Origin of the sequence: Bacteroides sp. 41_26, assembly GCF_949740115.1 — a bacterium.
Lineage (GTDB): Bacteria > Bacteroidota > Bacteroidia > Bacteroidales > Bacteroidaceae > Bacteroides > Bacteroides nordii.
Genome location: NZ_CATJGZ010000067.1, coordinates 80,366 through 93,266, shown reverse-complemented (window position 1 = coordinate 93,266; position 12,901 = coordinate 80,366). Strand labels below are relative to the sequence as shown.

Sequence of the window (12,901 nt, the reverse complement as noted above, 5' to 3'; positions counted from 1 at the left end):
AAGTGTGATTTTTATAGTCTTATCAGAGTTTGTTTTTGTAATATGTTTTTGTTGCACGGAAGTAGCAAGATACTTTCTGTACGTCTCTCCCGGGATTAATTAATTCGATATTGTTTGAGACCAGACGAGTATTGGGTTGAAGAAATAGTTGTCGATAAGTGTTTGATAATCAGTGTTTATAAAAGTGTACAATCTTATCATACAAGAATGTACATTTTGGTATAGCAAGAATGTACACTTTTGCTATACAAGAATGTATACTTTTGTTTGATAGAGAATCGATACTGATATTTTACCTATAGTATAAACGGATTTTTCTATTACAGAATGAATCAGAGAATTTTCTTCTGCGTATATTGTTTGTAAATTATTGTGCTTAAATGTCCTGCAAATATCCAAACTTACTTCTTTTTGCTTTTTATTTTCCTTTGAGATAGAATTTATAATCATTGATACAAGTCTGAAAGTCCGATAAGGACAAAGCATCTATCTTAGCGCTAACTTTAAAAGAAACACGAATGAAAAGCTTTTTAATTACCATTTTAGTATCTCTTGCCTTTATGCAGGCAACGGCACAAGTTCCAGGGAATGTGCCTTCTTCCTGGGCCAAAGAAATAGCTCATACAGTAATGACGCGTTATCCTTCGGCACTGACTATTCCTTTCAAACCGTGGTGCTACCCGCAAGGCTATTTCCTTATGGGACTGGATAAGTTGTGGCGCTCTACCGGAGACAGAAAGTATTATGATTACATAATGAACTGGGCCAATGAAGTAGTGCGTCCGGATGGAAGCCTCGTTTATTTCAAAGGACGAAGTATGGACGATATGATGGCTGGTTCTGTTGTTGTCTGGGCTTATCAACAAACAAAAGAAGAGAAGTTCAGGAAGGCTGCCGATATAATTCGGAAGAGTTATGACGACTATCCGAGAACCTCTGACGGAGTGTTTTGGCACGGACGGGGGACCGTTGGGCAGATATGGGTGGATGGTGTTTTTATGGGACAGATGTTCCTTACAAAATACGGACACTACATTGGCGATACGGATTATTGCTTCGATGAAGCTTCCCGTCAGTTAATAGGGATGTATACGCATCTGAAAAAAGGAGATTCCGGTTTGCTTTATCATGGCTGGGATGAAGATAAAGATGCCCGGTGGGCAGATCCGGTGACGGGTATGGCGCCGGAAGTATGGAGCGAAGGACTTGGCTGGTATGCATTAATAATGGTAGAGACATTGGAGATATTCCCAAAAACTCATTCACAATATAAGAAGTTGGTTTCTATCACACAAGAGTTAATGCAGGGGTTAAAGAACTGCCAGGATCCGGTCACCGGACTATGGTATCAGGTGGTAGATAAAGGTGACCAACCCGGTAATTGGCAGGAAACTTCCGGCAGCGGGATGTTTGTGTATGCTTTACAACGTGCTATAGAATTGGGTATTATTCCTGCCGGAGAATACAAAAATTGTGTGGGAAAAGGATATATGGGATTGCTTTCTAAAGCAAAAATAAGTTCTGTAGACGGATTGATTGATTTGCAGGATGCCAACAATGGATTGGGCATTCAAAAAGACTATCAGACTTATGTGACCCGTCCGAAGAAAATGAATGGGCAGGAAGTGATTTCCTCTTTCCTCTGGGCAACCTGGATTGTAGAGAACAGTAATCAATATCCATATCTGGAATATTGCAAAACATTCGCTTGTACGGATTATTCGCAAGGGAAGGTTTTTATCTTTGAGAACGGGAGAATTGTCTGGGAACACGATGCACCGCTTTCCAATGATTTGTGGATGCTGGAGAATGGAAATATACTTTTCACTACAGGACAGGGAGTGCTTGAAGTGAACCGAAATAAAGATACTGTCTTTCATTATACATCTAAAAGTCATATCTTTGCCTGCCAGAGATTGAAGAACGGAGATACATTTATAGGTGAATGTAATTCCGGTCGTTTGCTGGAGGTGAATCCGAAAGGAGAAGTTGTAAAGGAAGTATGTATTCTGCCTCCAGGTGTAACGGATGGTAAGAAGTCGTTTATCCGTAATGCCCGCAGGTTGGACAACGGACATTACCTGGTGGCACATTATGGTGGTAAACGGGTAGTGGAGTATGATGAGAATGGCAAATCGTGCTGGGAAGTAGAAGTTTCCGGTGGAGCACATTCTGTTATCCGGTTGGACAATGGCAATACACTTGTTGCGGTGGCAGATGCGGACAAGGATCCCCGCATTATGGAGTTTGATAAAGCAGGGATAGTGGTCTGGGAATTGTCGAACAGAGATCTGAAAGGAAGTCCGTTGAAATTTCTCAGTGGTATGCAATACTTGCCGGGAGTGGGATTGCTGTTTACCAACTGGCAGGGACATGGAGTGAAGGATAAAGCCCCTCATATGTTTCTTGTAGACAGACAAAAAAATATTCTTTGCACATTTGGACTACACGACTCTATACAAACGTTTTCTTCGGTGTATATTCCCGGTAAAGGGTGTTTTCATTGACGAATGGAATAATAGTTTAAGCTTATGGGATAATTCTAAAAGCTGAAAAGAAACTAAACTTTTATTTTTGCGCAGTGCAAAGAGATCCTTTATTATACACCTTATAACAAATTGAGTAATTTATGAAATGCTTTTATTATTTGCTTTTAACTTGTTTTCTGTTCTCATGTGCTGCGTCGGGCCCCGACCCGGTAGTGAAAGCTTTAAGACAGGAGATATTGAAGCGTGCAGAACAGAGTCTGAGTGAGAAACCAGTAACAGTGACTTCCTTTATTGCTGAGCGTAGTATGGGTGGATCGCATGATTTCTTTTCAGAAGGAGATTATTGGTGGCCCGATTCATTGAATCCTGACGGGCCGTATGTACGTCGTGACGGAGAAACTAATCCGGATAACTTTGTAGCCCATCGGCATGCGATGGTGCGTTTTAGTGTGATTACCGGTAATTTAACTTCTGCCTATCTTATTACGCAGGATAAGAAATATGCCGATGCAGCCATTCAGCATATACGTGCCTGGTTTGTGAACAAAGAGACGCGGATGAATCCGAACCTGTTGTATGCACAGGCTATAAAAGGGATTGCTACCGGACGTGGAATCGGGATTATTGATACGGTTCATCTTATCGAAGTAGCCCAATCACTTTTACGTCTTCAGCAGGCAGGGGTACTTCCTGCTGAAGATGCAAAGGCTACCAAAGAATGGTTTACATCTTATCTGAACTGGATGGTAACGCATCCGTATGGCATGGATGAGATGAAGGCGAAGAACAATCATGGTACTTGCTGGGTGATGCAGGCAGCAATGTTTGCTAAATATACCGGAGATGAGAAGATGATGAAGTTCTGTTCGGACCGATACAAAGAGGTATTGCTTCCCGGACAAATGGCGGAGGACGGTAGTTTTCCGTTAGAACAGGAACGTACCAAACCGTATGCCTATTCGCTTTTCAATCTTGATGCTATGACTATGATATGCCAGATCTTATCTACAAATGATGATAATCTCTGGGAATATACAACAGCGGACGGACGAAATATTATTCTGGGTATTTCTTATCTTTATCCTTTCGTAGTGGATAAGAGTAAATGGACATTGGCACCGGATGTGATGTGTTGGGAGGAGTGGCCTGTTGCACACCCGTTTCTGCTTTTTGGTTCTGCGCAGTTGAAAGATGAAGCAATGTTTGATACCTGGCTTAAATTGGAACACTTTCCGACAAATAATGAGGTGGTACGCAATTTGCCTATACGTAATCCTATTATCTGGTTATAAAAATGTTACATATGAAAACACAAACTATTTTTGTTCTACTATTTTTAGGAAATGTATTGTTGCAGCCAATGATGGCGCAAACCAATCGTGTGACTACTACACGTACTACCGGTATAACTGTAGAGAATGGAGTAACAATGATGGTTACCCAGGAAACCACTACCCGTTACCGGCGAACAACTTCACAAGGGGTGCCTGATGCAAAGTTGGGCTACACTCCCGGCGAAACACCCATGAATCTGGCATTGCCGCTTGCCGAAACGGTGATGGCACGTTATCCTGACTATCGGTTGGCGTATTGGAAAGACTATACGTATGTACAGGGATATATGTTTGAGGCAATGGATCGGTTAGGACAGTTAACCGGTAATCCGGATTATCTTGAATATATCCGGAAATACATAGATTATTTTGTAGATGATGAGGGAAACTATAAGGGTGGGGGACTGACCAATCTTGATAATTTCATGACAGGCTCTGCTTTTTGTACCCTATATGCCCGTACAGGTAATGAAAAATATAAGAAAGCTGCTTTACAGATATTAAAAGCTGTGGATGACTATCCCAGTTCCGACGGACAATTCTGGCATGGAAACCGGAGCCCGAATATGTGGATTGCTGGTGTTTTTATGATGCAGATGTTTCTCATCCGTTGCGGACAATATGTGGGAGAGACTGATTATTGTTATAATACAGCTTGCCGTAATATTATTGCTGCTGCCCGTCATCTTCAACGTCCGGACGGACTGGTGCTACATGCATGGACCACAGAACCGGAGAAAGCCGTCTGGGCTGATAAGCAAACAGGTTTGTCGCCTGAAGTATGGAGCGAAGGTATGGGGTGGTATACATTGGTGGTTCCCGAACTACTTGCCGTGCTGCCGAAAACTCATCCGGATTATAACAAAATACTCGACATATATATAAAGATGTGTCGGGGATTGAAGTCTGTACAGGATAAGTCTACCGGTGGTTGGTTTATGGTCGTAGATAAGGGTGACAATCCATTGAATTTTATTGATCCTTCGGGTACTGCAATGTTTGTTTACTCCCTTCGGAGGGGGATTAATCTGGGGTTACTGAAGCCAAAGGAGTATATGCCTGTTGTCACTGAAGGTTATGAGAGCCTGCGCCCTTTTATTCAGGTTAACGAACAGGGATTGCTCGATGTAATAGGAGCCTGTGACGGAGTGGTTATAAAGAAGAATTTCATAGAATATGTGACTGTACCCAAGATACTCAATGCAAAGGAAGCCGTTGCAGGAATGCTATGGGCAGCTGTAATAATGGAATCGGAGAAATTAATGATAAATAATGAATAAGAAACAGATATTGACGATCTCTTTTCTGGCTACTGCCCTTGTGGGGGTTGCCGGTGAAGTAAACCAGGTGGTAAATGATACTGTTCGTTTGGATGAAGTAGTAGTGACCGGGACTATGACAGAAGTGAACCGGAAGTTTTTACCGATGACTGTCACTTCCTTGGATAAACAAGAGTTACAAGGACGCTATACCAGCTCTGTTCTGACTGTACTCTCGGAACAAGTTCCTGGAATGTTTGTTACAGGACGTGGTGTGATGGGGTATGGGGTTGCTAATGGTGCAGCCGGTGGAATGAGCATTCGCGGTATAGGTAGTAGCCCCAATACGCAGGTATTGGTATTGATTGACGGACATCCGCAGTATATGGGTATGATGGGGCATCCGTTGCCCGATGCCTATGAATCGGCTATGGCTGAAAAAATAGAGGTGGTACGCGGACCGGCTTCTGTGCTCTATGGTTCCAATGCGATGGCAGGGGTTGTCAATATCGTTACAAAAAAGCAGCAACAAGATGGAGTGCATACCTATGGTCGTGCAATGTATGGTTCATACAATACTTTTAATGCTGAAGCTCACAACGCCTTTCGGCGAAAGGGTTTCAGCTCTTTTGTTTCATTGAATTATAATCGTACAGACGGACATCGTGAGAATTCCGAATTTGATCAGTATGGAGGATATGCTAAGTTAGGGTATGAATTTTCTTCTCATTGGAATGCCTTTGCAGATGTGAATGCCACTCACTATAATGCTGCCAATCCCGGGTTAGTATCGGCTCCTATGATTGATAATGATGCAGAGATAACCCGTGGTATGACTTCTTTTGCACTATTCAACTCGTATACCCGTACATCCGGTGCTTTGAAGTTTTTCTATAACTGGGGTAATCATCAGATTAATGATGGATATACCACAGGCGGTAATCCTCAGAAAGAGCTGTATCGCTCTACCGATAATATGTTGGGGCTTTCTCTTTATCAGTCCTATTCTTTCTTTACTGGCAATGATATAACAGTAGGGATTGATTATGCCCGTTACGGTGGTCATGCCTGGAATACTCCTTTGGCAGAAGGTGGTAAAAACAGTGATATATTATCTTCTACTTATATAAATAATGTAGCCGGATATATTAATCTTCGTCAGATACTGGCAGAGAGATTGACACTGAACGCTGGTCTTCGGCTGGATTACAATGATAAGTCGGGAAAGGAATTGATTCCTCAAGTGGGTATAAGCTATATTGTTACTCCTGTCACAGTACTAAAGGCCATTGTAAGCAAAGGTTTCCGCAATCCTACGATTAAAGAAATGTATATGTTCAAACCTCAAAATCCAAATCTGAAACCGGAGAGTTTAGTGAATTACGAAGTATCTGTCGGTCAGAATTTTTGGGATAATGCTTTGCATTTTGACCTTAATCTGTTTTATATAAATGGAAAAGATATTATCTTTACGGACACAAGCACCGGTTCACCTGTGAACCGTAATATAAATAAGGTGGAAAATTATGGTATCGAACTGGCTACAGCCTGTCAATTGAACAGTCATCTGGGGTTGAATATGAACTATAGTTATTTGCATATGAAGTATCCCGTTCCGGCTGCTCCGGAACATCAGTTATACCTGGGTGGACGCTATGCCCGGAGTAATTGGAATGTAGCTACAGGATTACAATATATCAATGGTCTGTATACTGCCATAGGTAGTACAACCACTGAGAACTACTTGTTGTGGAATGTCCGTGCAGCCTATTCCCCTATTAAAATAGTGGAAATTTTTGTAAAAGGAGAAAATCTCCTGGGACAGAATTATGAGATTAATTCCGGCTTTCCTATGCCGGGAGCTACCGTATTCGGAGGAATCAGTATAAACATTTGAAATAAAACACCATGAAGAAAATTGTATTTTGTTTAAGCCTGCTTATGTTTGTCATATCGGTTGTTCGTGCAGCTGATGGGGATGAACTTGTGCGTATCCGGCAAAATTACGTTCGCTCTTTACTTCCTTCAGGAGGCGAACAGGAAGACTTAGTCCGTTATTTACAGCAAATCACTCCTGAAAGTGAGATGTCTGATCAGGTAGTAATGGAGTTACATCAGCTTTATCCTTTTGATTTAAAAAAAATACAGAGATATCTCTCTTCTCAGAAAGCGGATGGGACATGGCCAGATATTAATTATAGTGATAAGAAACGTTCGGGATGGGAACCGAAGATGCATGCTGAACGGATATTGGAACTTGCCAAACTTTATCGTTCGGACAAGACGGAATATAAGGGTTCATCAGAGGTCTCAAAAGTAATCCACGCTGCATTGAATTATTGGTTTACCACAAAGCCTGTTTGTCTGAATTGGTGGTACAACCAGATAGGTATCCCCAAAACGATGGGTGCCGCTTTTATCCTTTTGGAAGATGAACTATCTCCGGCAGAAAAACAATCGGCTGTTGAAGTATTGGAACATGCCAGGTTTGGTATGACCGGACAGAATAAAGTTTGGTTGGCAGGTAATGTGTTGATGCGTGCTTTGTTGCAGAATGATTATCCTTTGGTGAAAGAAGCCCGGGATATTATTGCTTCCGAAATAATGACCGGTGGGAAAGAAGGAATAAAGGGAGATTGGAGTTTTCATCAACATGGCGCCCAACAGCAATTTGGTAATTACGGACTGTCGTTTTTATCGGGTATGAGTTTCTTTGCCGGGTTGTTTTCCGGTACTTCATTGGCATTTGATGATAAACAAATGGAGATATTGAATACGTTGCTTGCCGATGGTTATCGTTGGATTATCTGGCGGGGAGAGATGGATATAAATTCTCTGGACCGGCAATTATTCCACAATGCACCTATTCACAAAGCATTGAGTGTGGGATTTGTGGCATTGACGCTGGGAAACAAAGAGTTTGTTGCTGATAATTTTCCTCCTCGTAAATCGGGAAGCACATTTACCGGACATAAACATTTCTGGCAATCGGACTATACTATTCACCGTCGTCCGTTATGGATGGCTTCAGTGAAAATGTCTTCTGAGCGGGTGATTGGTTCCGAACAGGTGAATGAAGATAATTTATTGGGATATTACATGGGTGATGGAGCCACTTATATCTATGAAGATACAAATGATTATCTGAATGTATTTCCTTTCTGGGATTGGAGAAAGATTCCAGGTATAACATCCTACGAAAGTGATGAACCTGTACGGTGGAAGAAGGGAAAACAGGCTGTTAATAATGCATCTTTTGTAGGAGGTGTATCTGATGGTAAACAAGGAATGACCGTTATGGACTTCAACCGGGATGGTATACAGGCTCGTAAGGCGTGGGTGATGACAGACAATTTTGTACTTTGCTTGGGGGCAGGTATACAGTCTGATTCAATACTTGCCGTTACTACTTCTATTGATCAGCGTTTGAAACGGGATGATCTGCTCGTGCTGCAAAAAAAACAATGGAAAACAATAGAAGGTATGCAGCAATTTGATGGAAAAGAACAGCGTTTCTTTCATGGAAATACCGGATATATTCTTTTCGGGAATTCTTCTGTAAAAAGTGTAGCCCATTCGGAGAAGCGTACGGGGCAATGGCGTGATTTTATGCAGATGTATCGTCCGCAACCGGTAGAAGGAGAAGTTGTATCTTTACATATTGACCATGGAGTACATCCGCAGAAGGCTGCTTATCAATATATTCTTCTTCCTTCAGTTAGTCGTGACCAGACGGCAGCATTTGATCTTTCTTCTGTTAAAGTAATACGTAATGATGAAAGCGCGCAGGTTGTTTTTGCTGCAGGTAATTATTATATGGCTGCTTACCAACCTATAAAAATAAAATTGGCATCCGGACTTTCTTTTGAAGCTGTTACACCGGGAGTTTACATGATTATGCCTTCAGGTAAGAACTATAAGGTTGCTTATGCCGATCCAACCCATCAACAGCCGGAAGCAAAAGCTGTAATTAATAAAAAAGAGGTTCGCTTTTCTGTTTCATCCGGGAAAATGGATGGGACTACTATTATAAACTGAGAAATACAAGTGAACGTATAGGGTTACAATCTTTTTTATTAATCTTCATTTTCTCCAGCCAGAGAGACATAACTTGTCACTCTGGCTGGAGTTTTTTATTGGTAAATGCTATAAATAGGTCTGATATATACAGAGACAGACATTGAAATAGAGTTTTTATGGTGGCTGATCCATTTTTACAAGCCATTGATACAAATTAGAAAGCCTTTTTAGCATACATCACCTATTTTTGTGTTTGTAAAATACAATGTATCAATATTCGTGTGTCCGCACACAAATATTAATTTTGTATTTAAGATATTGATTATCAATGATGTTTTGCAATATTGATAGTGCTGATACAAATTCTAAAGCAATTGAGATGTTTCTTAAAATTCGTTACCAGGAATGTGCTTATGTTTGTGCTATCAAAAAACTTAAAAGTGATAAAACACCTGTTGTTAATTTAAGTCTAACTTAAAATTTATACTACTAATGAAAACAAGAAGAACACAATTTTATCCACCATAATGGGTGGGTAGTCGTTATTTCTATTCTAAATTATTAATGTTTAATCTAATATTATTCTACAAATGAATGAAAAAGTGAGAAAAGAATCTCCGATAGCCAGTATGCTATGGAAATTTATGTTATTTGTTGGCTTATTGTTGGGAGGTACATCTCAATTATATGCGCAACAAAGCCAGGTGACTGGTTCTATTATTGATGCCGAAGGAGAACCTATGATTGGAGTCTCTGTAAAAGTGAAAGGTGCATCTCATGGTACTATCTCTGATATGGACGGACACTTTAAACTAAGTGTACAGCAAGGACAGACACTCGTGTTTTCTTACATGGGGTATATCACACAAGATATCAAATGGAAGGGACAGTCTACTTTAAAAATTGTGATGCACGAAGATGCCAAAGCATTGGATGAAGTAGTGGTAGTAGGTTATGGTACAGCAAAGAAAGCAAATCTATCGGGAGCAGCAGTCAATGTAGATGCCGCTAAGATTGAGCAGAAACAGCCGGTAAATGTAATGGATGCATTGCAGGGAGAGGTTCCTGGTGTGCAGATTACTGCTGTTTCAGGTGCTCCGGGGGCCGGATCAAGCATTCGTATCCGTGGTGTTTCGACGTTTGAAGCAGGAGGTACTGAACCCCTATATGTAGTAGATGGAGTAATTGTTGAAAGTATTGATCATATCAATGCCAACGATATTAAATCTTTGGATATTTTGAAAGATGCTTCTTCAACATCTATCTATGGTGCCCGTGCTGCCAATGGTGTGATTATTATCACAACTAAATCCGGTGAAAGCGGTAAACCTCGTATAGATGTTCGTTATCTTAATTCTTATGGTGTTCTTTCTAATACACTTCCACAGTTGAATCGTGCAGAGCGTGAAATATTTGCAAATACAATTCAGTCTGTAGCTGGTAAGAATCCATTTGCTATGTTCAAATCTAATAATGACTCGGTGAATATTCAGGGGACTACCAGTAACAACTATCAGGATGTGATTTCACAAACAGCTGTTCGCCATGATGTGAATGTGAGTATCAGTGGAGGTAGTGATAAAGTACGTACTATGACCAGTATTGGATATCTTGATGATAAAGGTATTATTCTGACCAGTTATGCAAAGCGTTTTACAGGTCGTACTAAAGTGGATTATGAACCTTATAAATTTTTGAAATTCACTACTAATATTAATGTAACCTATCGTAAACAGAATAATATTAGTGAGGGTAGTGTATTTTATAACGCGATCAGGCGACCGACCGAATCGATTCTTTATTATCCGGATGGTACTTTGGTACCTGCTTATGGATCAAGTCCGTCTGGTAAACGAAATCCGATTCAGGAACTATTGGAGCGTACGGATGAGACTACCACATATGAAGGACAGTTATCGGAGATTATGGAGCTTTCATTCCTTAAACATTTCAAGTTCGTAGGAAAAGCAACAGTTTCGTTGAGTCATGCTGACCGTAAGCAATATGCAAGTCCAAATGTGAACAAAACGAAGAGGGAAGAAGTGGAAGCCGGATGGGATAAAGGTTCTGACCGTACTATTTGGAAAAAGAATTATTTGATAGATGGATATCTTGATTATGCCCAAACCTTTAAACAGGCACATAATGTACATGTGATGATTGGTGGTAGTATAGAAGATAAGATGTCTCGTACGACTCTCATGGAAAGTGAGAAATATTTGAATAAGAACATGCTTGTACCACAAGCCAGTACATTGACCGGATATTCTATAACAGGAAATGGAAACAGTATGGTGTCTATGTTTGGTCGTGTTAATTATGACTATTATGGAAGATATATTGTAGAGGGGTCTGTCCGTCGGGATGGTTCGTCCAGATTCGGTTCTGAAAATCGTTATGGTGTATTTCCGGCCGCATCTGCTGCCTGGCGATTCTCTGATGAGTTTTTCATGGATTGGTCGAGAACAGTACTTACTGATGGTAAAATACGTGCCAGCTGGGGTATTAATGGTAACGACCGTGTAAGTGATTATGATACTTATACGCTGTATGCCGTAGATCCGGACTATAGTTATAATGGGGTAACAGGTGTTATTCCTAAGTCATCAGTAGGTAATGCTTATTTGAAATGGGAGGAAACCAAGCAGACGAATATCGGTCTTGACTTGACTTTCTTTGATGGGAGACTTTCATTTACAGGTGACTATTATGTGAAAAAAACAACCGGCTTGTTTAATAACGATGCTATTCCTACTGAAATCGGGTTTAATAGTATGCGTGTGAATGCAGGTTCAGTGAAGAATGAAGGTTTTGAGTTCAATATTTCGGCAACTCCCGTTCGTATACGTAATTTCTCATGGTATACCTCTTTTAACTGGTCTAAAAACAAAAATACAATTTTAAGTATTGTAGGTGAACCTCGTGATTTTGAAACTAACTGGTGGATTGAACCGGGAATGGCTGCAGGTAATTTTTATGGTTACAGACACTTGGGAGTATATGCTTATGATGCAGACAATGCTTATGATGAAGGTTATAAGAATCGATTGATTCCGGTATTTAAGCGTGACCAGTACAATAACGTAGTAATAAATAAAGTTGGAGGTCCCGAAGTGCTTGGCTATACTTATGCTGATGGTACTAAATATGAAGGAGAAATTTATCAGATGAAGGCCTCAGGAGTAGTATGTAAAGGTGGTGATGTAATTTGGGAGGATAAAGACCATAGTGGTAATATTGATGCCGGTGACAAACAAATATTAGGGAATGCACAGGCTAAATGGTATGCAGGATGGAATAATACATTGAAATATAAAGATTTTACTTTGAACTTCTCATTTTATATGAGTCATGGTGGTCTGATTTACAATTCACTTTTACGTGATTTGACAAGTTATGGCGATAACACTTCCAATCCGGCTCCTTGTGGAATTCTTCAGGGATGGAGATATCAGGGACATATCACTAATTGGTTTACTCCGGGACAGAATGCACGTACTACCGAAAACAGTCGTACCCTAAGTAGTAACTATCTTGAGGATGCTTCATTTATTCGTTTGCAGAATGTACGTTTAAGCTATCAGTTGCCTTCGGTATATGCTAAGAAAGCATATCTGCAGTCTGCACAGATTTATATCTATGGTTCTAACTTGTTGACTTGGACTAACTATCGTGGCTACGATCCTGAAATTACTACCGGAGGCGTATTGAACCCTGGTAATGATTCACAGAAGTATCCGAAAAAACGTGAATTTGGTTTTGGTGTAAATGTAAGTTTCTAAATGATTAAAACTATAAT

At 40.5% G+C, this 12,901-nt stretch carries 6 protein-coding genes; all 6 read left to right on the top strand.

Annotated elements, in window-relative coordinates; translation table 11 throughout:
* Window positions 1–518 precede the first annotated feature (518 nt).
* The 6 genes from QX565_RS08885 to QX565_RS08860 all read left to right on the top strand — a co-directional run bounded on the left by QX565_RS08885 (window position 519) and on the right by QX565_RS08860 (window position 12,884).
* Window positions 519–2,507: a glycoside hydrolase family 88 protein gene (locus QX565_RS08885; RefSeq protein WP_289292566.1), complete on the top strand. Its 1,989-nt coding sequence runs from the start codon at window positions 519–521 to the stop codon at window positions 2,505–2,507.
* Window positions 2,508–2,629: 122 nt separating this feature from the next.
* Window positions 2,630–3,781, top strand: coding sequence for an alginate lyase family protein (locus tag QX565_RS08880; RefSeq protein ID WP_289292565.1), 1,152 nt, complete (start codon window positions 2,630–2,632; stop codon window positions 3,779–3,781).
* A gap of 11 nt (window positions 3,782–3,792) precedes the next feature.
* Window positions 3,793–5,103, top strand: a complete 1,311-nt coding sequence (locus QX565_RS08875) for a glycoside hydrolase family 88/105 protein (RefSeq protein ID WP_289292564.1) — start codon at window positions 3,793–3,795, stop codon at window positions 5,101–5,103.
* Complete coding sequence (locus QX565_RS08870; RefSeq protein WP_289292563.1) at window positions 5,096–6,979, top strand: TonB-dependent receptor; 1,884 nt, start codon at window positions 5,096–5,098, stop codon at window positions 6,977–6,979. The genes QX565_RS08875 and QX565_RS08870 overlap by 8 nt, the downstream gene beginning before the upstream one ends.
* 11 nt (window positions 6,980–6,990) lie before the next feature.
* Window positions 6,991–9,120, top strand: coding sequence for a polysaccharide lyase 8 family protein (locus tag QX565_RS08865; protein ID WP_221650497.1), 2,130 nt, complete (start codon window positions 6,991–6,993; stop codon window positions 9,118–9,120).
* Between the two features lie 572 nt (window positions 9,121–9,692).
* Window positions 9,693–12,884 carry a SusC/RagA family TonB-linked outer membrane protein gene (locus tag QX565_RS08860; RefSeq protein ID WP_221650496.1) on the top strand — a complete coding sequence of 1,064 codons (3,192 nt, stop codon included), beginning with the start codon at window positions 9,693–9,695 and terminating at the stop codon, window positions 12,882–12,884.
* The last annotated feature ends 17 nt before the right edge of the window (window positions 12,885–12,901 follow it).